14 protein-coding genes and 2 pseudogenes are annotated in these 21,318 nt (G+C 73.7%); 8 read left to right on the top strand and 8 right to left on the bottom strand.

Features of this window, described 5'->3' with window-relative positions:
* Nucleotides 1-306: 306 nt before the first annotated feature.
* Nucleotides 307-810: a nuclear transport factor 2 family protein gene (locus tag ACIBBH_RS25335; RefSeq protein WP_399408229.1), complete on the bottom strand. Its 504-nt coding sequence runs from the start codon at nt 808-810 to the stop codon at nt 307-309.
* Nucleotides 811-910: 100 nt separating this feature from the next.
* Between ACIBBH_RS25335 and ACIBBH_RS25330 the strand changes: the two genes are divergently transcribed.
* Nucleotides 911-1,540 (top strand): DUF4291 domain-containing protein, encoded by a 630-nt coding sequence (locus ACIBBH_RS25330; protein ID WP_399408227.1) that lies wholly within the window; start codon nt 911-913, stop codon nt 1,538-1,540.
* A gap of 65 nt (nt 1,541-1,605) precedes the next feature.
* Here the strand turns inward: ACIBBH_RS25330 and ACIBBH_RS25325 are convergent, their stop codons facing one another.
* Complete coding sequence (locus ACIBBH_RS25325) at nt 1,606-1,785, bottom strand: hypothetical protein (protein ID WP_399408225.1); 180 nt, start codon at nt 1,783-1,785, stop codon at nt 1,606-1,608.
* 97 nt (nt 1,786-1,882) lie between these two features.
* Nucleotides 1,883-2,758 (bottom strand): undecaprenyl-diphosphate phosphatase, encoded by an 876-nt coding sequence (locus ACIBBH_RS25320; protein WP_399408223.1) that lies wholly within the window; start codon nt 2,756-2,758, stop codon nt 1,883-1,885.
* An 83-nt stretch (nt 2,759-2,841) separates the two neighbouring features.
* Here ACIBBH_RS25320 and ACIBBH_RS25315 point away from each other — a divergent pair.
* Nucleotides 2,842-3,339, top strand: a pseudogene (locus ACIBBH_RS25315) (cupin); the annotation flags it as partial.
* Between the two features lie 18 nt (nt 3,340-3,357).
* Here ACIBBH_RS25315 and ACIBBH_RS25310 read toward each other — a convergent pair.
* Nucleotides 3,358-3,828: a winged helix-turn-helix transcriptional regulator gene (locus tag ACIBBH_RS25310; protein WP_399408221.1), complete on the bottom strand. Its 471-nt coding sequence runs from the start codon at nt 3,826-3,828 to the stop codon at nt 3,358-3,360.
* Nucleotides 3,829-3,933: 105 nt separating this feature from the next.
* Here ACIBBH_RS25310 and ACIBBH_RS25305 point away from each other — a divergent pair, with 105 nt between their 5' ends.
* On the top strand, nt 3,934-5,103 hold the full coding sequence (locus ACIBBH_RS25305; protein ID WP_399408219.1) for a thiolase family protein: 1,170 nt from the start codon (nt 3,934-3,936) through the stop codon (nt 5,101-5,103).
* A gap of 4 nt (nt 5,104-5,107) precedes the next feature.
* On the opposite strand, the gene ACIBBH_RS25300 is transcribed toward ACIBBH_RS25305, so the two are convergent.
* Entirely contained in the window at nt 5,108-5,926 is an 819-nt protein-coding gene (locus ACIBBH_RS25300) for a TVP38/TMEM64 family protein (protein WP_399408217.1), read from the bottom strand.
* 311 nt (nt 5,927-6,237) lie between these two features.
* Between ACIBBH_RS25300 and tuf the strand changes: the two genes are divergently transcribed.
* The gene (gene tuf / locus ACIBBH_RS25295; protein ID WP_399408215.1) at nt 6,238-7,407 is read left to right on the top strand and encodes an elongation factor Tu; all 1,170 of its coding nucleotides are present in this window, start codon (nt 6,238-6,240) and stop codon (nt 7,405-7,407) included.
* A 13-nt stretch (nt 7,408-7,420) separates the two neighbouring features.
* A complete protein-coding gene (locus tag ACIBBH_RS25290) occupies nt 7,421-8,266 on the top strand; it encodes a spermidine synthase (protein WP_399408213.1) in 846 nt (281 codons plus the stop codon).
* A 27-nt stretch (nt 8,267-8,293) separates the two neighbouring features.
* On the opposite strand, the gene ACIBBH_RS25285 is transcribed toward ACIBBH_RS25290, so the two are convergent.
* Entirely contained in the window at nt 8,294-9,289 is a 996-nt protein-coding gene (locus tag ACIBBH_RS25285) for a hypothetical protein (protein WP_399408211.1), read from the bottom strand.
* 66 nt (nt 9,290-9,355) lie between these two features.
* A complete protein-coding gene (locus tag ACIBBH_RS25280; RefSeq protein ID WP_399408209.1) occupies nt 9,356-10,327 on the bottom strand; it encodes a hypothetical protein in 972 nt (323 codons plus the stop codon).
* Nucleotides 10,328-10,414: 87 nt separating this feature from the next.
* Here ACIBBH_RS25280 and ACIBBH_RS25275 point away from each other — a divergent pair, with 87 nt between their 5' ends.
* Complete coding sequence (locus tag ACIBBH_RS25275; protein ID WP_399408329.1) at nt 10,415-10,852, top strand: DUF4442 domain-containing protein; 438 nt, start codon at nt 10,415-10,417, stop codon at nt 10,850-10,852.
* 76 nt (nt 10,853-10,928) lie between these two features.
* On the opposite strand, the pseudogene ACIBBH_RS25270 reads toward ACIBBH_RS25275, so the two are convergent.
* Nucleotides 10,929-11,444 (bottom strand): annotated as a pseudogene (locus ACIBBH_RS25270) (UTP--glucose-1-phosphate uridylyltransferase); the annotation flags it as partial.
* Nucleotides 11,445-11,903: 459 nt separating this feature from the next.
* Between ACIBBH_RS25270 and ACIBBH_RS25265 the strand changes: the two are divergent.
* Nucleotides 11,904-13,745, top strand: a complete 1,842-nt coding sequence (locus ACIBBH_RS25265; RefSeq protein ID WP_399408207.1) for a ricin-type beta-trefoil lectin domain protein — start codon at nt 11,904-11,906, stop codon at nt 13,743-13,745.
* Nucleotides 13,746-14,153: 408 nt separating this feature from the next.
* Nucleotides 14,154-21,317: an SDR family oxidoreductase gene (locus ACIBBH_RS25260; RefSeq protein ID WP_399408205.1), complete on the top strand. Its 7,164-nt coding sequence runs from the start codon at nt 14,154-14,156 to the stop codon at nt 21,315-21,317.
* Nucleotide 21,318: the final 1 nt, after the last annotated feature.

The following is a 21,318-nucleotide window of genomic DNA, read 5'->3' as shown; positions in this document are numbered from 1 at the left end:
CTCGGACAGGGGGCATCGCACCGGCCGGGGTTCGGCTGGGCGCGGGTGGGGTGACCGCGGTCGGTCGGACGCCGCCGGGGGCCTGGGCGGCCGTCCTGCTGGAGGGCCTGAGGCCGGGCGCTGCGGCCGGGTGTCCGGGCGCGGCTGACCTCAGGCGGGCCTGGGCCGGGTGGCGTCCGGCGGGGCCTGGAGCCCGGGTGGCGGTCCGGCTGCGGGGCTCGGGTTCAGCCGGTCGTCGGAGGGGGGTGCGGGTCGGTCGGCCCCGGCACGGCTCTGAAGCAGGCCGGACGCCCCGGTGGCCCGGGTTCAGCCGGTCGCCGGGGCCGGGCGCGGGTCGGGCAGGCGGCGCCACTTCTCCTGGACGACGACCTCGCGCAGCCGCCAGCCGTCGGCCGTGCGGAGCAGGGCGAAGGAGTAGCGGCCGCCGCACACCAGGTCCGGGACCGTGGAGCCGCCATCGCCATCGCCGGCGTCGGCGCCGGCGGCGGAGCGCATCGGATTGACGTAGTCGGCCTGTACCCGCGCGGTGTCCCCGGTGTCCTGGTCCAGGACACCGAACGTCACCCGGCGGTTGACGATCAGATGCTGCCGCATCGCGAACAGCCCCAGGCTCTCCGCGAGCCACCCGGCGACCTGCCCCGCGTCTCCTTCGATGCCGCCGGCGCTGCGGTAGTCGGCCCGTCCGTCCGCCGTGAACAACCCCCGGTAGCCCACCCAGTCGCCGTCGTCCACGGCCACCGCGTAGTCGGTCACCAGGCCGTCGACGGCCAGTCGGTCCATCACGGTCGCGAGCTCCACACGCTGCGTCATCGGCACAGTGTTGGGCACGCGGCGGGCGGAGCCAAGAGGGGTGCGGGTATACGGGGATATTCGGTGGTGCCGGGCGGGGTCCGCGGCGGAGGCTGATCCCGTGAACGATCAGTTGAACGACCAGTCGGTCGCACAGGAACCGGAACCCAGGTTTCGGATCCGGGCCCGTCACACGGAGTCGACGCTCACCGTCTACCAGGCCTACCGCCCGGAGATCGGCCGGCCGGCGGCCCGCCACGGCCGCTTCCCCTCCTCCTGGAAGCGCGGCCGCATGACCTGGATCAAGCCGTCCTTCCTGTGGATGATGTACCGCTGCGGCTGGGCCACGAAGGAGGGCCAGGAGACCGTCCTGGCCGTCGAGATCACCCGCGACGGCTTCGAGTGGGCGCTGAGCCACGCGTGCCTGTCCCACTACGCGCCCGGCCCGCACGACGACCGGGCCGCCTGGAAGCGCGAGTTGAAGCGGGCACCCGCGCGGGTGCAGTGGGATCCGGAGCGGGACCTGCGCCTGAACCCGCTGCCGTACCGATCGCTGCAACTGGGCCTCGCCGGCGAGGCGGCGGCCCGCTACGCGGACGAGTGGATCGCCGGCATCGAGGACGTGACACCGCTCGCCACGGAGGTCCACTCCTTGGTGCGGGCCGGTGAACTCGACCGGGCGGCCGGGCTGTTGCCCGAGGAACGGCCGTATCCGCTGCCCGACGACGCGCTCGCGCACCTGCGGTCATGACAGCCCCGGCACGGTAGTCACCGGTGGCAGCCGGGGTATCGGCGCAGGTTTTGGCCGCGCGCTGGTCAGGCCGCCTCGATGACCCCGTCCCGGATCGCCTCGGCCCACTCGATCACCAACAGCTCGTACTCCGCCCGCTCCTGCGCCGACAGGGACCCGCCCGCACGCAGCCACAGCGCGCGGATCTGCTCGTTCACCTCGGCAGCAGACCGCACGGAACCAGGGGTCATGGAATCGGGGGACACGCGGACAAGCCTAGGGGCAACACTGACCCTGCGCTACCGCGCGGCTACGCAGATCGTATGGGGTCGGTCACGACCCAGGCCGGCCGGAAGACGGGCCTCAGCTCGCCGACTCGGCCGCGTGCGGGTTCAGCGCACCCGCCGTGACCAGGGCGATGATGACGATGCCGAGGGTGACGCGGTACCACACGAACGGCATGAAGCTCTTGTTGGAAATCCACTTCATGAACCAGGCGATCACCGCGTACCCCGACGCGAACGCGATCACCGTGGCGAAGAGCGTCGGCCCCCACGCCACGTCCCCGCTCCCCACCGCGTCCTTCACCTCGAACGCCCCGGAGGCCAGCACGGCCGGAATGGCCAGCAGGAAGGAGTACCGGGCGGCCGCCTCGCGCTTGTAGCCCATGAACAGGCCGCCGCTGATCGTGGCGCCGGAGCGGGAGACGCCCGGGATGAGGGCGCAGGCCTGGCAGAGGCCGAAGACCAGGCCGTCCTTGACGCCGAGGTCCGCCAGCGTCTTGCGCTGCGTGGGCGCCCGGTGCCGCCCGCCCGTCTCGTCGCGCGCCGCCAGCCGGTCGGCGACGCCGATGACCACGCCGATGGCGATCAGCATGGTCGCGGTGACCCGCAGGTCGCGGAACGGCCCCTCGATCTGGTCCTTGAGCGTCACACCCAGGACCCCGATGGGTATGGAGCCCACGATCACCAGCCAGCCCGTCTGGGCGTCGTGGTCCCGGCGCATCCCCTTGTCGGCCAGCGACCGGAACCAGGCCGAGATGATCCGCCCGATGTCCTTGCGGAAGTAGATGAGCACCGCGGTCTCCGTGCCGATCTGGGTGATCGCCGTGAAGGCCGCGCCCGGGTCCTTCCAGCCGGAGAAGGCAGCGGTCAGCCGCAGGTGCGCGCTGGAGGAGACGGGGAGGAATTCGGTCAGCCCCTGGACGAGTCCGAGGACGAGGGATTCAAACCAAGACATGAAGGCAGGGCGTCCAAGTACTGAGAAGGCCGGGGGTCGGTGGTGCTCGCGTGGCGCTCTCGCGGGTCATCCCGCGGGGTGATCTGGCGTCGGGTGATCTTGCGTCGCGTGGGGCAGCGTATCGCCCCGCCGTGGCAGGCCGGGCACAGGGGGTGACCAGGTGGCCGGTAGCGGGGCCATGCCCCGCCCCGCACCCCACCGTCCACCGGCTCGTCAACGAGGACGACCTGCGCGTCACCGTCCTGATGCAGAACGGCGGGCTGCCCGAGGCGGGGGCCGCGGTGCTCACCCTGCCCCGGCGCGAGGTGGCCCTGAAGGGGTACCGCGCGCTGCGCGAGGCCTCCGGCCCCGAGGATCTGGCCGCGTTCCACCGGGCCGCCACCGCGCTGGTACGACGCCGGACCGGCGAGTGGCGCGAGCGTCGGCCGCGCGGTGCGCGGGCCGCGGCGGCTGCGACGGGGGAGCAGCTCGACCGGCTCGAGCGGGGTGACGCGGCGCACCTGGCGGGTGCCGTCGTGCGGGCCGAAAGGCCCTCGGACGGTAAGTTCGGGATGTGCGGGCGGCCGGACGTGTACCCGGGGTCCGTCCGATGGCAGGGGTTACGCCGCCGTCGGTCCCGCCACCGTCCAACCCTCGGCCTGCGGGTGGGCCGTCAGGTCCTCGTGGCGCACCGTCTCGCCGCAGGCCCGGCAGGTGACGACCGGGGCCAGTTCGTTGCCGCAGATGTGCTCGATCACCATGGGGCGATCGTCGTCTTTGCGGAGATGGCGGTCGCCCCACGCCATGAGGGTCATCAGGACCGGCTCCAATTCCAGGGCCGCCTGCGTGGGCCGGTACTCGAAGCGCTGCGGGCGCTCGCTGTAGGCGCGCTTGATCAGGATCCCGGCGTCGACGAGCCGGCGCAGCCGGGTGGCCAGGATGTCGCGCGGGGCGCCGATGTTGCGCACCAGCTGGTCGAAGCGGCCGTTGCCGAGACACACCTCGCGCAGCACGAGCAGGGAGTACTTCTCGCCGACCAGCGCCAGGGCGTCGGCGATGGAGCAGGGGCGCGGATCTTTCGTGGCGGCCATGCGCCCAGTCTAGATGAGGGTTGGATTTTCCAACCTGCGGAGCTATAGTGAGTTTGATTTTCCTACTCGCTGGTAGTCCCGTCAGCAGCCGTGGAGGCCCGCACCATGCGTGACGCAGTCATCGTCGAAGCCGTACGCACCCCCATCGGAAAGGGCAAGCCGAACGGCGCCCTCGCGCACGTCCACCCCGTCGAACTCCTCGCCCACACCCTGCGCGCCCTCGTCGAGCGCTCCGGCGTCGACCCGGCCCTGATCGACGACGTCATCGGCGGCACCGTCGACCAGGTCGGCGAGCAGGCCATGAACACCACCCGGTACGCCGCCCTGTCGGCCGGCCTGCCCGAGACCGTCCCGGCCACCACGGTGGACCGCCAGTGCGGCTCCTCCCAGCAGGCCGTGCACTTCGCCGCCCAGGGCGTCATCGCGGGCGCGTGCGACATCGTCGTCGCCTGTGGTGTGGAGTCGATGAGCCGGGTGCCGATGTGGTCGAACGTGCCGCCCGGCAAGGACCCCTTCGGCCCCGGGGTCGCCGAGCGCTACCCCGAGGGCCTCGTCCCGCAGGGCATCAGCGCGGAACTCATCGCCGCCAAGTGGTCCATCACGCGCGAGCAGATGGACGCCTTCGCGGTCTCCTCGCACACGAAGGCCGCCGCGGCCTGGGACGCCGGCCTGTTCGACGCCGAGGTCGCGCCCCTGGACGGCGTTTCCCGCGACGAGTGCGTACGGCCCGGCAGCACCCCCGAGATCCTCGCCGGGCTCAAGCCCGCCTACCACGACTCCGGATTCGCCGAACGCTTCCCGCAGATCGAGTGGAACGTCACCGCGGGCAACGCCAGCCCCGTCAACGACGGCGCGTCGGCCGTGCTGATCACCTCCAGCGAGACCGCGGGACGCCTCGGCCTGCGCCCGCTGGCCCGCCTGCACAGCTTCGCCGTCACCGGCTCGGACCCGCTGCTGATGCTCACCGGCGTCATCCCGGCCACCGAGAAGGTGCTGCGCCGGGCGCACCTCACCCTCGGCGACATCGACCTGTTCGAGGTCAACGAGGCCTTCTCCAGCGTGGTCCTGGCCTGGCAGCAGGAGACCGGCGCCGACCTCGCCAAGGTCAACGTGCACGGCGGCGCGATCGCTCTCGGCCACCCGCTCGGCGCGAGCGGCACCCGCCTCACCACGACCCTGGTACACGCGATGGGCGAGCGCGGCGCCCGCTACGCGCTGCAGACGATGTGCGAGGCGGGCGGACTCGCCAACGCCATGATTCTGGAAGCCGTCTGACGGCTCACCGGGCGCGCAGGTGGTGGCGCTTGCGCCACGCCACCACCGTGCCCACCAGGGCCGGCAGGGCGATGCAGGCCATCGCCACCAGGAAGGCCGGCGACGTCGGTGACGAGGCGCGGGCCCCGGCGACGGCGTACGCGGCGGTGTTGGGAACTGAGCCGAGCGCCGTCGCCAGCAGGAACGGCAGCCAGCCCATGCGGGAGACCGCGGCGCAGTAGTTCGCGGCCCAGAACGGCACTCCGGGGAACAGCCGCGCCACCATCATCGACCGGAACCCGTGCCGGCTGAGCTGCCCGTCGGCAGCCTTCAGCCAGCGACCGCGCAGCAGCGGACGCAGCGCGTCCTGACCGAGCAGCCGGCCCAGACCGAAGGCGACGCCGGCACCGAGCACGGTGCCCGTGAGCGCCGTCCCGAGGCCCACCTGGGAGCCGAACAGGGCGCCCGCCGCCAGATTCAGCAGCGGCCGGGGCACGAAGGCCACCGTGCACAGCCCGTACGCCGCCGCGAACACCGCCGCCGCGGCGGCCCCGCCGAGCTCGGGCGGCCAGCCGTGCGTGACCAGCCGCTGCGGCTCGAACAGCAGCACGCAAGCCGCGGCGGCCGCGAGCATCACCAGGAGCAGTGACAGCCGGGACCACGGCGACAGCAGCACGCGCGTGCAGCGGGCGGCGAGGCCCGCCGAGGCGGCGGGCAGGACGGACGGGACAGCGGGGAGGGGCGGGACGGTCGCGGCCGTGGGAACGGCGACCGCGAGCTTGGTGGCGGAGGCCCGGGGAGAGGCCGTGGCGGTGCCCCCAGAGCGGTTGGTGGCATCGAGCATCCGGTGACCCTAACCGACGGACGTGTGTGATCGGCGTATGGTCGCCGTCCGTTACCGGGATCCCCACCGCGGAAAACCATTCGACGTGGGACAACGCGTCGGCAATGATCTGCGTCATGTTCCGGCACGCCTTCCTCCTCGCAGCATCCGCCGTCGCGGATGCCCCGAAGGCTGCCGTCCCGATCCTCGTGCGCGCTGTCGACGGCGCCCGAAGCTGACCCTCTCCGGAACGTCCGGCGGACCCCGCAGGGGGAGGGTCGGCGAGTCCTTGGGGTCCCCATCTCCCACGAGAGGCTTCGAGGTACTCAGCCATGCCCAAGACGGCGTACGTACGCACCAAACCGCACCTGAACATCGGCACGATGGGGCACGTCGACCACGGCAAGACCACCCTGACCGCCGCCATCACCAAGGTCCTCGCTGAGCGCGGCACCGGCACGTTCGTGCCCTTCGACCGCATCGACCGCGCCCCGGAGGAGGCCGCGCGCGGTATCACCATCAACATCGCGCACGTCGAGTACGAGACCGGCACCCGGCACTACGCGCACGTGGACATGCCGGGCCACGCCGACTACGTCAAGAACATGGTCACGGGCGCCGCCCAGCTGGACGGGGCCATCCTCGTCGTCTCCGCGCTGGACGGGATCATGCCGCAGACCGCCGAACACGTGCTGCTCGCCCGGCAGGTGGGCGTGGACCACATCGTCGTCGCCCTCAACAAGGCCGACGCGGGGGACGAGGAACTCACCGACCTGGTCGAGCTCGAGGTCCGCGACCTGCTCACCGCGCACGGCTACGGCGGCGACGCCGCGCCCGTCGTCCGGGTCTCCGGCCTCAGGGCCCTGGAGGGCGACCCGCGCTGGACGGCGTCCATCGAGGCGCTGCTCGACGCGGTGGACACGTACGTGCCCATGCCGGAGCGGTATCTGGACGCGCCGTTCCTGCTGCCGGTGGAGAACGTGCTCACCATCACCGGGCGGGGGACGGTCGTCACGGGGGCGGTCGAGCGGGGCACGGTCCGGGTCGGTGACCGGGTGGAGGTGCTCGGCGCCTCCGTGGAGACGGTCGTCACCGGGCTGGAGACCTTCGGCAGGCCGATGGACGAGGCCCAGGCCGGGGACAACGTGGCGCTGCTGCTGCGCGGGGTGCCGCGGGACGCCGTCCGGCGGGGACACGTGGTGGCGGCGCCGGGGAGTGTCGTGCCCCGGCGCCGGTTCTCGGCGCGGGTGTACGTGCTGTCGGCGCGGGAGGGTGGGCGTACGACGCCCGTCTCCACCGGGTACCGGCCACAGTTCTACATCCGTACCGCGGACGTGGTCGGGGACGTGGACCTCGGTGCGGTGGCGGTGGCGCGGCCCGGGGACACGGTTGCCATGACCGTGGAGCTGGGGCGTGAAGTGCCGCTGGAGCCGGGGCTCGGGTTCGCCATCCGCGAGGGCGGCAGGACTGTCGGGGCCGGGACGGTGACCGCCGTGGAATAGGCACAATGGGAAGGTGAACGAGCCCATACCCGTCTCCCGCGTCACCGACCACGGCACCGCCAAGCTGATGCCGGACGTCGACCGGGAGCGGGCGTGGCTGCTCACGGTCGACGGGGCGCCGCAGTCGTACGTCGACCTGGACGCGCCGACGCATCTGGAGTTCGAGTACGCGCGGCGGCTCGGGTACGTCCTGGACACCGTCGCCGAGCCGGGGCGCCCGCTGGACGTGCTGCATCTCGGCGGGGGCGCGCTCACCCTGCCCCGGTACGTCGCGGCGACCCGGCCCGGGTCCCGGCAGCACGTGGTGGAGGCCGACGGGGGGCTGCTGGCGCTGGTCGCCGAGCACCTGCCGTTGCCGGACGGCGCCGGGGTCACGCTGCACACCGCCGATGCCAGGATCTGGCTGGAGGCCGCCCCGGACGGCTCGGCGGACGTGCTGATCGCCGACGTCTTCGGCGGCTCCCGGGTCCCCGCGCACCTCACCTCGCTCGCCTACGCCCGCGAGGCCGCCCGGGTGCTGCGCGCCGACGGGGTGTATCTCGCCAACCTCGCCGACGCGGCGCCGTTCACCTTCCTCCGCTCCCAACTCGCCACCTTCGCGGCCGTCTTCGCGGAGCTGGCGCTGATCGCCGAACCGGGTGTGCTGCGCGGCCGCCGGTTCGGCAACGCGGTCCTGGTCGCCGCGCACCACCCCGTCGACACGGCGACCCTGGCCCGCCGCACCGCCTCCGACGCCTTCCCGGCCCGGGTCCAGCACGGCGCCGCCCTGCGGGAGTTCACCGGCTCCGCCGCGCCGGTGCGGGACGAGGACGCCGTACCGTCGCCCGAGCCGCCCGACGGGGCGTTCGGCATCGGCTGAGCGGCGCGGCCCGGGCGGCGCCGCTGGTCAGCTCGCCGTCGGTTCGCCGTGCAGGCGTACCGTGCTGAGGATCTTCATGATGGTCGCCGTGCCGACTTCCTCGTCCACGCCCTTCGGGCCCAGGAAGTTGAACGAGACGAGGTCACCGGCGGAGTTCTCGAAGCCGAACGTGAGCGCCTTGCCGTCGCTGGCGCACTTGCCCTTGCGCGGCGTGTTCGTCGAGTGTGCCCAGGCGTAGGCGCCCTTCACGCCCGAGGCGGTGGTGTAGGGCGTGGCCTTCTTGTCGAACGTGATGCTCTTCTTGTCCGGCTGCGTGTAGCCGCCGTACACCCACCAGGGCACTTCCCTGATCGCCGCGTCGCCCGGGCTCTTGGCGCCGCTCGCGCCCTTCGTGCCCACCACGGCCAGCGGTGAGTTCTCCGTCCGGCCGTCCTTGTCGTCGTCGGACGTGCACCACTCCGACTTGTACTCGGCCGTCGACGTCATCGTGACCAGCGGCTTGCCGTCGGACGACTTCTTGTCGGGGAAGCTGAAAATGGTGCCCGGCGTCTCGACCTCCCAGTCCGCCGGCACGTCGAAGGCCGTACCCCACCTGGGGTTGACCACGACCTTCCAGCCCGCGATGGCCGGCTTCTCGGTCTCGTCGCCGCGTGGGTTGTCGTTCGACGCGGAGGAGGTGGCGGTCGGGGACTGGCTCGCCTTCTTGTGCGAACCTCCACCGGTGTCGTCCTTGTCGCCGCCCAGGACCAGGAACCCGGTCACGCCGGCCGCGACGACGACGGCGGTGGCCGCCACGATCGCGATCAGCTTCGTCCGGCTTCCGCCGCCACCGCCCTGCGGGGGCCGCGGCGCGCCCACAGGTGCCGGAGCGCCCCATTGCGGCTGCTGCGCATGCGGGTTGGGCTGCTGGTACTGCTGGTAGCCGGGCTGCTGGTACGGATTCGACTGCTGGTAACCCGGCTGCTGGTACGGGTTGTTCTGCGGGTTCTGCTCGCCCCCGGGCGGCTGCTGTCCTGGCCACATGGCCAGTAACCCTAGTGCCGCCCGGGACACGATTCGGTCACCGCCCCTTGTCAGGGACGTACCGGATCAGGAGCTCGGCGGGGTGTACAGCCGTACCGTGTTGAGCATCTTGCGGACCGTCGCGTCCGGGACCTCGTCGCTTACGCCCTTGGCACCCACGAACGACCACGACAGCAGGGCCCCGTCCGAGCCGTCCTTGAAGGCGAAGGTGGTCGCCTTGCCGTCCGAGTCGCACTTGGTCTTCTTCGGGACCCCGGACGACTGCGAGGTGGCGAGGCTGCCGGTGATGCCGGAGGCGGTGGTGTACGAGGTCACCGGGCCGGTCGTGATCTTCTTGCGGTCGGGCTGGGTGTACCAGCCGTAGACCCAGTTCGCCGAGTCCTCACGGGCGATCTGCCCGGTGCTCTCGGCGTCGCCGTTGCCGCGTGTGCCCGCGTTCGCCAGCGATGTGTAGTCGGTGGTGCCGTTCTTGTCCTCGTCGGTCCCGCACCACTTCTCCTTCAGGACCGCCGGGGCCTTCATGCCGACCAGCGCCTTGCCCTTGGGGTCGGAGTCGTCCGTGACGTAGGTGATCCAGTCCTTGGAGCGGGGGGCCCACTCGGGCGGCACGTCGAAGGCGATGCCCACGTCGGGGTTGGCCACGACCTTCCAGCCGGCGACCGTCGGCTTCAGGCCGCCGCTCACGCGCGGGTTGTCCGCGCCGGCGGAGGCGGACGCCGAGACGGACGCCGAGGAAGTGCTGGGGCCGGGGCCGGCCTGGTCGTCCTTGCCGCCGCCCAGCACCAGGGCCCCGGTGACAGCGGCCGCGACGACGACGGCTGCCGCCGCGACGACCGCCACCAGCTTGGTGCGGCGTCCGCCACCGCCACCGCCGCCGGGCTGCGGCGCCGGCGGCACGGCGGTGGGCGCGGTCCAGGGGGCCGGTGCCTGGGGGTGCTGTCCGGCGTACGGGTTGGGCTGCCGGTAGCCGGGCTGCTGGTACGGGTTGTTGTGTTGCGGACTCGTGCCGTCACCTGGCTGCTGCTCCCCTGGCCACATGGGCGGAAACGATACAGCGATCACTGCGCCGGGCTCTGGCCAGGACCTGCTACTCGTGAGTAACATTCGGCCATGAGCGCAGACCAGATGTCGATCGGCGAGCTGCTCGCCGCCACGGTCCCGATGGTCCGGACCCTGAACCTCGAGTACCTCGAGACCACCCCGGAGCGGGCCGTGCTGTCCCTGCCGGACCAGAGCGAGTACCGCAACCACGTCGGCGGGCCGCACGCCGGAGCGATGTTCACCCTCGGTGAGTCCGCCAGCGGTGCGATCGTGCTCGCCGCCTTCGGCGACCAGCTCTCGCGAGCCGTTCCGCTTCCGGTCACCGCGGAGATCGCGTTCAAGAAGATCGCCCTCGGCCCGGTCAAGGCCACCGCCACCCTCGGCCGTCCGGCCGGGGACGTCGTCGCCGAACTGGACGCGGGCAAGCGCCCGGAGTTCCCGGTGACCGTCGCCATCCAGCGGGAGGACGGCGCCGTCACCACCGAGATGACCGTGGTCTGGACGCTGCGTCCCAACAGCTGACACCTGGTGTGCGCGGGCCCCGGCCGGGCGCGGCCGGGGCCCTGGTGCGTCCCGGGGTCCCCTCAGGCGGCCCGCGCCGCTCCTCCCGTACGGCCCCGTCACCCTCCGGTCCCGCCGCGAACTCCCTGAGCCGGGCGACGAATTCGGGACCGAGGTCCGGGCGGGCGCAGGCCGGGCGGACCACGGTGCGGAGGTAGTCGGCCTTGTCGCCGGTGTCGCAGCGCAGTCCGTCGAAGACGACGCCGTGCACCGTGCCGCCGGCGGCGAGTTCCTGGAGCGCGTCGGTCAGCTGGATCTCACCGCCGCGGCCGGGCGGGGTGCGTTCCAGGGTGTCGAAGACGGCCGGGTCGAGGACGTAGCGCCTGATGACCGCGTAGGCGCTCGGGGCGTGCTCGGGGGAGGGCTTGTCGACCAGGCCGGTGACGCGTACGACGTCGTCCTCACCGGTGGGCTCCACGGCCGCGCAGCCGTAGAGATGGATCTGCGCGGGGCCGACCCTCATCAGGGCGACCACACTGCCCGCATGCTGGTCGCGGGCGTCCAGCATGCGGCTCAGCAGGGTCTCGCGCGGATCGATCAGGTCGTCGCCGAGCCGAGCCCGGCCGCCGGGACGACCGCCTTGCGCACTGTGCGGCGGGACGGGGAGCCGGGTGAGGAGTGGGGGGCGATCATGCGGCCCATGCTGGGACACGGGCCTGAGGGAGCGCCGAGAGGGACATGGGAGAAGTTGGGGGAACGGCCTGACGGCGCGTCATCCGGCTATTGCCGGGGAGGAGTTGAACGCTTCAGCGGTCGTGGGGTTTCGAATGCGGGTGCGGATACCGCCGGTAACTCTTCTGAATTCCCCGGACTTTCGGACCCGGGGCACTCGCACTTCTTGTTTCCTGTGAGGCGCGTGTGCGAAGGTGAGCCTCCCGCGGGAGGGGCAAGGCCAGGCTCATGGAGGAAGGCCGAGCCCCTATAGGTACACAGGTACGCACCAATCAGGCACTGCTTTCCGACAGGGCGCGCATTCCCCGTGCCGTCCTGCGGCCCGGAAGGAAAAGGTCCAGTGCAATCCCCCCACCCCCCACGCCCGCCGTACCCGCCCCGCCCCGGACCCGCTCCGGGGGACTCCGACCGCAACCTCGTCGCCAGGCTCGGCGGCACGGACGACGACACCCACCGCGCGGTCGCCCTGCTGCTGGCCCGGCACTGGCGGCCGACCTGTGACTATGCGGCCATCTGCCTCGCGTCCGCCACCAGTTCGGCGCAGACGGTGGCCACCGCGGCCTTCCACCGCGTGCTCGGCCGGCCGGGGGGCGCGGCGGCCGGCGGCGCGCTGCGCACGCAACTCCTGGTGGCCGTACGGGAAACGGTCCGGTCCTGGACCACCGACGACATGATGTCCGTTATTCTGCCGGAACTGCGCAAGCCCACCGGCGGTCGCGGTTTACGCGCGGCGATGCTCGGAACTCCCGAAAGGCGACAACTCGCCGAGCGCGCATTCCGGGGCCTGCCCGGAGCCTCCCAATGCCTTCTGTGGCACACCGAGGTCGAGGCCGAACCCATAAACATACCCGCCGGTCTGCTGGGGGTGGACACCGCCACCGCGTCGGCCGCCCTGGAACAGGCCCGCGAGCAATTCCGCGTGGCCTGCGTCCGCGCCCACCGGGAACTCGCGCCCACCAGGGAATGCCGCTTCTACAACCGCCTCCTCGAAGTCCCCATTCGCCGGGGCGGCGCTCTGCTGCCCGATGTGCAACGGCATCTGCGGGAGTGCCGGTACTGCCGGTACGCCGCGGAACAGCTCAGCCACTTCGAGGGCGGCCTGGACGTGCTGCTCGCCGAGACCGTGCTCGGCTGGGGCGCCCGCCGCTATCTGGACTCGCGCCCCGGACGCGGCCCCGCCCGGCAGCGGCAGCCCGTGCCGGAGGGCGCCCCGCCGGCGGCCGGCGGCCGGCACCGCACCGCCCCCGAGGGCAGGCGCCGCAAGGCTCTGGCGATCGGTGTCGGCCTCACCGCCCTCGCGCTGGCCGCGACCGCGCTCGCAGCCAAGGGCTGGTCCGGTGGCAACGGGGTCCCCGCTCCCCACGCGACCTGGGGCGCCCCCAGCGGCAGTACCGCCCGCCCGAGCGCCGACGACGAGGCGCCCCCGGTGCCGTCCCCGTCGGCCGCCTCCATCGGCCGGCCCGTCGAGGTCGCCCACGGCAGGCTGCGCAGCCTCGCGGCCGGGCGCTGCCTGGACGTGCGCGGCGGCCGGGCCCGGGACGGGGTCGGGGCACTGCTCGCGGCGTGCTCGTCCGCCGGGTCCCAGCAGTGGTCGTACCAGGGCGACGGACTGCTGCGCAGCGCCGTCGATCCGACCCTCTGCCTCACCGCCGACCCAGGGGCCGGGTCGGTGGTCCTGGCCGGCTGCGTCGTGCACGCCGGCGAGGTGTCCTACGACCTGACCGTCCGCGGCGAACTCCTCCTTCGCCGGCCCGAGGGGCTGGCCGTCGCCCCCGGCTCCGGCGCGTCCCGCACCCGCGTCGTCGTGACGGCCCGCGACGGATCCGGCCGGCAGCGGTGGGCGCTGGAGCCCGCGACCGGGCAGCCGCCGCGGAAGGCGCCCGGGAGCGGGAAGCCCCAGCGGCCGGCACCGGAGAGGAAGACCGCCCCCCAGCACCCGGGAGCGGACGCGCCGCAGGGCAATCCCGAGCAGCCCCCGAAGGAGTACGAGACCCGGATCGCCCAGGTCGGCTGCTGCGAGGACACCGGACCGGCCCAGGCACCGCCGGCACCGCCGGCACCGCCCACCGGCAGCACCGGGTCCCTGGGGTCCTCCGTCACGGCTCCCGTGGAGGGCCTCGCGTCCGTCCCCTCCGACGTGACCGCGGCCGTTACTTCAACGGTTTACGATAATTTTCCCTGATTCGCGTTTTGCGCGCAGGAATTAGACTGTATGGTCATTTCCCTGGGCGGCGCCCGATTCGAGCCACGGGCCGACGGCGTGCGGATCATACAGGGTACGGCTCGGCCACCCGTCGCGTTGTGCGGGAGTGGGTACCGGGGGAATCCGTCGGACGCTTTGACGGGCTTGCGGTGGTGCGGTGCGTACCGGGGCGTCGCCCGCGCGGTGGCGCGGGCGAAGTGGAATTGCACGGATTTTCGGCTCTTGCGGTGAATTCCGAGGGCTGGCCGAATCGATTCGGCGGCATGAGGAATGGTTGCACCGATATTGACCCACCAGTAATAAGCTCGCTAGTTTCCGGTGGCCTCGCACAGAGTTCCACGTCGCACAGACCCCCCCACCGTGCTGGTCCCGATTATTCGGAGCATCATGACGTCTGCCGTGCGCGCCCTGGACCTGATCATTTGCGTCACCCCTTGCGGAGAACCGGATGCCAGGCTCGCCGCGGCGGCCTGCCGGGCCGGCGGATTCGGGGTCCTGGACCTCGGCGCCGGCGACCGAAGAGCACGTGAGGCGATGGCCCGCCTGAGGCGGATGGCCCCCGGCCCGTACGGGGTGCGGGTGGCGGCGCACTGCCGGCTGCGGCCCGAAGACCTCCTGGAGCACGGCGCCCCGGGCCCGGGGGCCGGGGGCGCGGGCGGCGGCCCCGATTCCGTGGTGCTGGCGCCGGACGCCCCGTGGCAGGCCGACGAGATCGCCGCGCGCCACCGGGTCCTGGCCGAGGTGACGGACCTGGCCCAGGCCCGCGAGGCGGTCCGCGCCGGGGCGCACGGACTGATCGCCCGGGGTGGCGAGAGCGGCGGCCGGGTGGGCGCCCTCAGCACCTTCGTGCTGCTCCAACAGCTGCTGGGTGACCGGGACTTGGATGTCCCGGTGTGGGCCTGCGGCGGTATCGGACCGCGTACGGCGGCGGCCGCCGTGGCCGGCGGCGCGGCCGGGGTGGTCCTCGACAGCCAACTGGCCCTGCTGGCCGAATCGGGGCTCCCCGAGGCGACGGCCGCGGCACTGCGTTCCCTGGACGGCTCGGAGACCGTCGTCGTGGGCGGCCACCGGGTACTGCGCCGCCGGGGCCCGGACGCACCGCCCCTGCCGGCCGGCGACCCGGCGGCGGTCGCGTCCCGGCTGGGCGGCCAGGATCCGCGTCACCAGCTGCTGCCGGTGGGGCAGGACGGCTTCCTCGCGACCCGTTTCGCCGAGCGGTGGGGCGACGTCGGCGGCACGGTACGGGGGCTGCGGGCGGCTGTGCGAGGGGCCTTGGCGGACCCCGGGCCTTTGACAGCGTTACGGGACGCGCCCGTTGACGGGCTGCCCGGCGATGCCGTGGCGGGCTCGCCGGTCGATTCCGGCGCGGCCTGCGAGGGCCGTGCTGCCTCGGCCCGTCCCGAGCCGGCCCCCACCGACCCCGGCACATCCACCGCGTCCACCGCCACCCCCGCCCGAGCCCTCCTCCCCGGCTCCCCGATGAGCCGCGCGCTGGGAACGCGGCTGCCGGTGGCGCAGGGGCCCATGACCCGGGTCAGTGACCAGGCGGGATTCGCCGCCGCCGTGGCCGGGGAAGGGGCCCTGCCGTTCCTGGCGCTGGCCCTCGCGAGCGGAGAGCAGGCGCGGGCGATGCTGGCGCGGACCCGGGCCGTGCTGGAGGGGCGGCCGTGGGGTGTGGGCGTGCTCGGGTTCGCGCCCGAGGAGGTCAGGAACGCCCAACTGGAAGCCGTACGGGAGCTGCGGCCCAGCCACGCGATCATCGCGGGCGGCCGGCCCTCCCAGGCCCAGGCGCTGGAGCGGGCCGGGATCCGAACCTTCCTGCACGTGCCGTCGCCGGGGCTGCTGCGGCAGTTCCTGGAGGCCGGGGCACGCCGGTTCGTGTTCGAGGGCGCCGAGTGCGGCGGCCACGTCGGGCCGCGGGCGAGTTTCCCGCTGTGGGAGGCGCAACTCGCCGTCCTGGAGGACTTCCTGGCCGACGCGGACGACGAGACCGCCCGGCGGATCGAGGTCCTCTTCGCGGGTGGCGTGCACGACGAGCGGTCGGCGGCGATGGTCGCCGCGCTCGCCGCACCGCTCACCGCCCGGGACGCCGCGGTCGGCGTCCTCATGGGCACCGCCTACCTGTTCACGGCGGAGGCGGTGGCACGCGGCGCGATCCAGCCCCTGTTCCAGAAGCAGGTCGTGGCGGCGACCACGACCGCCCTGCTGGAGACCGCCCCCGGTCATGCCACCCGCTGCGTGCCGAGCCCCTTCACCCGCGACTACCGCGACCGCGAAGCGGAGCTGCGCGCCCGGGGCGTGCCGGACCGGCGGGTCTGGGAGGAGCTGGAGCGGCTCAATGTCGGGCGGCTGCGCATCGCCAGCAAGGGCGTGGACCGGGCCGACGGCGGGGAACTCGCGCCGGTCGACGAGCAACGGCAGTTCGCCAAGGGCATGTTCATGGCCGGAGACGTGGCCGTCCTGCGCTCCGCGACCACCACGATCGACGCCCTGCACCGCTCGGTCACCGACGGCGCGGCCGCCTTCCTCGCCGACCGCACGCGGGAGCTGTCCGGGCGGCTCGGTGCCGAGGAGGCGGTTCAGCGGCCGACGCCCGCCCCGCTCGACATCGCTGTCATCGGCATGGCCTGCATGTTCCCGCAGGCCCCCGACCTGCCCGCGTTCTGGGCGAACGTCGTCGCCGGGCACGACGCGGTCACCGAGGTCCCGCCCGAACGCTGGGACCCGGCCGTCCACCACGCCGGCGGCCGCACGACCTCCAAGTGGGGCGGCTTCCTGCCCCGCATCCCCTTCGATCCGCTGCGCTACGGCATCCCGCCCGCCTCGCTCGGCAGCATCGAGCCGGTCCAGCTGCTGTCCCTGGAGGCGGCCCGGCGGGCGCTGGAGGACGCCGGATACGGTGACGCCGGACGGGAGTTCGACCGCTCCCGCACCTCCGTCGTCTTCGGCGCGGAGGCGGGCAGCGACCTGTCCAACGCCGCCACGCTGCGCGCCGTACTGCCGTCGTACTACGGCACGGTGCCCGACGGGCTGGAGGAGCAGCTGCCCCGGCTGACGGAGGACACCTTCCCCGGCATGCTCGCCAACGTCATCGCGGGCCGGATCGCCAACCGCCTCGACCTCGGCGGGGCCAACTACACCGTCGACGCCGCCTGCGCGTCCTCGCTGGCTGCCGTCGACGTGGCCTGCAAGGAACTGGTCGCCCAGACCAGCGACGTCGTGCTGTGCGGGGGCGCCGACCTGCACAACGGCATCAACGACTACGTGCTGTTCTCCTCGGTGCACGCGCTCTCCCCGACCGGCCGGTCGCGGGCCTTCGACAGCTCGGCCGACGGCATCGCGCTCGGCGAGGGTGTCGCCTGCGTCGTCCTGAAACGGCTGGCCGACGCCGAGCGCGACGGCGACCGGATCTACGGCGTGATCAAGGGGCTCGGCTCGTCCAGCGACGGCCGCTCCCTCGGCCTGACCGCACCCCGGCCGGAGGGGCAGCGGGCGGCGCTGGAACGGGCGTACCGCAACGCCGGTGTCTCGCCCGCCGAGGTCGGTCTCGTGGAGGCGCACGGCACCGGGACCGTGGTCGGCGACCGCACCGAACTCACCGTCCTCAGCGAGGTGTTCACGGCAGCCGGAGCCGGAAGTGGTGGCTGTTCCCTCGGGTCGGTCAAGTCGCAGATCGGGCACACCAAGTGTGCCGCCGGTCTCGCGGGCCTGATCAAGACCACGCTCGCCCTCTACACCGGCGTCAAACCGCCGACCCTGCACCTGGAGCGGCCCAACGAGGCGTGGCGGGAGGGGGAGAGCCCCTTCGCGTTCCACACCCGGGCCCGGCCGTGGGCGGCCCCGGCCGGGGAACGGGTGGCCGGGGTCAGCGCGTTCGGTTTCGGCGGCACCAACTTCCATGTGGTGCTGGGCGCGTACGGGGAGTCCGTACCGCCTGAGCAGGGGCTGGACGCCTGGCCCGCCGAGCTGTTCCTCTTCCGGGGCGGGAATCTCGCGGCGGCCCACCGCGCCGTCGAGGAGCTGCTGACGGCCGCCGAGACCGACGGCCGTCCCTGGCGGCTGCGCGATCTCGCGCTGAGCGCGGCCCGGCGCGCGGACGCGTCCCCGGAGCCGGTGCGGGTGGCGATCGTGGCCGGCGACGTCGACGGCCTGATCGGACAGCTGCGCAGGGCTCTGGCCGGGCAGCACGACCCGGCCGCGGGCATCCACCTGGCCGAGGACACCGGCAGCGAGGACACGGGCAGCGAAGGCAAGGTCGCCTTCCTCTTCCCCGGCCAGGGCAGCCAGCGCCCCGGCATGCTCGCCGAGGTGTTCCTCGCCTTCCCGGAGCTGCAGCGGTTCCTGGAGCCGTGGCCGGAGCACGCCGGGCGGATGTATCCGCCCGCCGCCTTCGACGAGGCCGGGCGCGCACGGCAGCGGGCCGCGCTCACCGACACCCGGGCCGCCCAGCCCGCGCTCGGCATCACCGGCCTCGCCGCCCACGCCCTGCTCACCACCGCGGGCGTACGGCCCGACATGGCGGCCGGACACAGCTACGGCGAACTGGCCGCCCTCTGCGCGGCCGGCGCCCTCGGCCCCGAGACGCTGCTGGAGCTCAGCACCGAACGGGCGTCGGCGATCCTGGCGGCGGCGGGCGACGACCCCGGCACCATGGCCGCCGTCGCCGCCGGTGCGGACGACGTCGAACGGGCCCTGCGCGCGTCCGGTGCGCCCGCCTCGGTGGTCGTCGCCAACCACAACTCGCCCGAGCAGACCGTCGTCTCGGGCCCCACGGAGGACGTCACCACGGCTGTACGGCTGCTGCGGGCGGCCGGACACACCGCCAAGGGCATCCCGGTGGCCTGCGCCTTCCACAGCCCGGTGGTGGCCGGCGCGGGCGAGCGGTTCGCCGAGGTCCTGAAGGAGAAGGCCGTACGGCCGCCCGAGTTCCCCGTGTGGTCCAACCGCACCGCCGCCCCGTACGCGCCCGATCCCGGTGCCGTGCGCGCCGAACTCGCCGCCCAGATCGGCGCCCCGGTCGCCTTCGTCCGGCAGATCGAGGCCATGTACGAGGCGGGCGCGCGCATCTTCGTGGAGGCGGGGCCCGGCACGGTCCTCATCCGCCTGGTCCGGCAGATCCTCGGCGACCGTCCGCACCGCACGGTCGCCTGCGAGCCCCGCGACGGCAGCGGCCTGCGCGGCTGGCTGGACGCGCTCGCCCAACTGGCCGTCGCCGGCCGGCCCGTGCGCAGCGCGTGGCTCCTGAGGGGACGCGACGCCGTCGACGCGGTCCGGACACCGCTGCCGAAGCGGCCCGGGTGGACGGTCGACGGGCAGCTGGTCCGCACCGCCGCCGGAGACCTCCTCCCCGGTGCCCTCGCACCGGCCCGACGAGTCGTGGAGACGACTGTGACGACGAACCCCCCGCACGGCGCCCCGCACCACGCTCCGTACGGCGCCCCGGCCGACCGGGACGCGCTGGTCTCCGAATTCCTGCGCACCAGCCGGGAGATGATCGCCGCCCAGCGCGACGTGCTCCTCACCTGCTTCGGTGCGGCACCCGGCACGTCGGTCCCCGCACCGGCGGTCCCCGGCCCACTGCCCCAGCAGGCGCCGGCCGCACCCGTCGGGTTCGTGCCCGCCGAGGCCGCCGCACCCCGGCCGCAGGCGCCCGGGCCCGTCCCGGTCGCCCCGGACACCGGCGCGCCCACGGGCGTCGACGTCCAGCGCGTCGTCCTGGAGATCATCAGCGAACGCACCGGCTACCCCGTCGACATGATCGAGCCCGACCTCGACCTGGAGGCGGACCTGAGCATCGACTCGATCAAGCGGGCCGAGATCGCGGGCGAACTCGCCAAGCGGCTGGGCGTCGCGGGCCGCGCCGACCTCCCAGCGGAGCTGGACGACGCCGAGTTGGAGGAGCTGGCCAAGGCGCGGACGGCGGCGTCGGTCACCGAGTGGCTGGCGGCACGGCTGACCACAGCCGATGAGGGGACGGCGGACGAGCCGACCTCCTCACCTGTCATGGACCTGACCAAGACGGCCTCGGATCCGGAGGAGCCCCCGCAAGAGCTCTCGGGAATCACCGGCGCGGCCCCGAAGCGGTTCGAGCTGCGCCCGGTGCCCCTGCCGCGGTCCGACCACCCGGCGGACCCGGCCGCCGTGCTCGCCGGGAGGCGGTTCGCCGTCCTCGGCGACGGTGCGGGCGCCGCCGCACAGGTCGAGGCGCGGCTCGCCGCATACGGCGCCGACGTGCTGACCCTCGGCCGCGCGCACCTGCTCACCGAGGCGGACGGCCCGCTGGACGGCGTGCTGTACCTGGGCGCGCTGCCCGGCCCCGACCTCCCGGTCCTGCCGGACGCCTTCCCCGTACTGCGGGCCGCCCTGGCCCGCGGCCCGCGCCGGCTGCTGGCCGCCCGGCCCGCTGACGGCGACGACGCACTGCGCGCGGCCGGGCTCTACGGCCTGTTCCGCACCGTCGCCCGTGAGTACCCGCAGACCGTCGCACGGGTCGTCGGCCTCGACGACACCGCCCCGGCCACCGTCGCCGACGCCCTGCTCGCCGAACTGCTCGCACCCGAACCGGCCCCCGTCGTCCTGCGCACGGCCGCCGGCCGGCACGGCATGGAACTCGTCGAGGCGCCCCTCGGCCCGCTCGGCACCACCGGTGCGGGCCCGGCCGGCGACGGCGCCGCCGAGGCCGCCGCGCTCGGCCTCGACCGGGACTCCGTGGTGCTGCTGGTGGGCGGCGCCCGGGGAATCACCGCCACGTTCGCGGCCACGCTGGCCGCCGCCTGCCGCTGCCGCATCGAGCTGGTCGGCAGGACCCCCGCCCCCACCGGCCCCGAGGACCCGCGGACCGCCGCCGCCCGCACCCCGGCCGAACTGCGCGCGGCGCTCGCCGCCCGCGCGGGCGGCGGCCCGCGCAAGCCCGCCGAGGTCAACCGCGCCGCCGAACTCCTCCTGGCGCAAAGGGAGATCACCACGACGCTCGGCGAACTCACCGCGCTCGGCAGCGAGGCCCGCTACCGCTCCGTGGACTTCCGCGACCGGGACGCCGCACTCCAGGCGATCAAGGAGATCCACGCCGAGCACGGCCGGCTCGACGGGGTCGTGTTCGCGGCCGGGGTGATCGAGGACCGGCTGATCGCCGACAAGACCGCCGAGTCCTTCCAGCGGGTGTACGGCACGAAGACCGCCGGCGCCGCCAGCCTGCTGGCCGCCCTGGAGGAACTCCCCACCGGGCCGGGCTTCGCGGTGCTGTTCGGCAGCATCTCCGCCGTTCTCGGCAACCGGGGCCAGGCCGACTACGCGGCCGCCAACGACGCCCTGGAAGGTCTCGGCGCCGACTGGGCCGCCCGCACCGGCCACCGCGCGCTGACCGTGCACTGGGGACCGTGGGCGCCCACCGGCGGCCACACCGGCATGGTCAGCCCGGAGCTCGGCCGGGAGTACGCCCGGCGCGGTGTGAAGCTCATCGACCCCGAAGAGGGCACCGCCGCCCTGCTGCGGGAACTCGCCTGGGGCGACGAGTCGGCCCGCGCGGTCGTCTACACCTGCTCGGGCTGGTGAC

The organism is Streptomyces sp. NPDC051636, from assembly GCF_044453765.1.
Lineage (GTDB): Bacteria > Actinomycetota > Actinomycetes > Streptomycetales > Streptomycetaceae > Streptomyces.
Note: the sequence above shows the minus strand (reverse complement) of the source record. Positions and strands in the feature narration are given on the sequence as shown.

Bases quoted from the DNA above. Each gene is read 5' to 3' on its own strand.
- ACIBBH_RS25335 (WP_399408229.1), bottom strand. From the start codon at position 810: ATGACGCAGCGTGTGGAGCTCGCGACCGTGATGGACCGACTGGCCGTC.
- ACIBBH_RS25320 (WP_399408223.1), bottom strand. From the start codon at position 2,758: ATGTCTTGGTTTGAATCCCTCGTCCTCGGACTCGTCCAGGGGCTGACC.
- ACIBBH_RS25310 (WP_399408221.1), bottom strand. From the start codon at position 3,828: ATGGCCGCCACGAAAGATCCGCGCCCCTGCTCCATCGCCGACGCCCTG.
- ACIBBH_RS25305 (WP_399408219.1), top strand. From the start codon at position 3,934: ATGCGTGACGCAGTCATCGTCGAAGCCGTACGCACCCCCATCGGAAAG.
- ACIBBH_RS25300 (WP_399408217.1), bottom strand. From the start codon at position 5,926: ATGCTCGATGCCACCAACCGCTCTGGGGGCACCGCCACGGCCTCTCCC.
- tuf (WP_399408215.1), top strand. From the start codon at position 6,238: ATGCCCAAGACGGCGTACGTACGCACCAAACCGCACCTGAACATCGGC.
- ACIBBH_RS25285 (WP_399408211.1), bottom strand. From the start codon at position 9,289: ATGTGGCCAGGACAGCAGCCGCCCGGGGGCGAGCAGAACCCGCAGAAC.
- ACIBBH_RS25280 (WP_399408209.1), bottom strand. From the start codon at position 10,327: ATGTGGCCAGGGGAGCAGCAGCCAGGTGACGGCACGAGTCCGCAACAC.
- ACIBBH_RS25275 (WP_399408329.1), top strand. From the start codon at position 10,415: ATGTCGATCGGCGAGCTGCTCGCCGCCACGGTCCCGATGGTCCGGACC.
- ACIBBH_RS25260 (WP_399408205.1), top strand. From the start codon at position 14,154: ATGACGTCTGCCGTGCGCGCCCTGGACCTGATCATTTGCGTCACCCCT.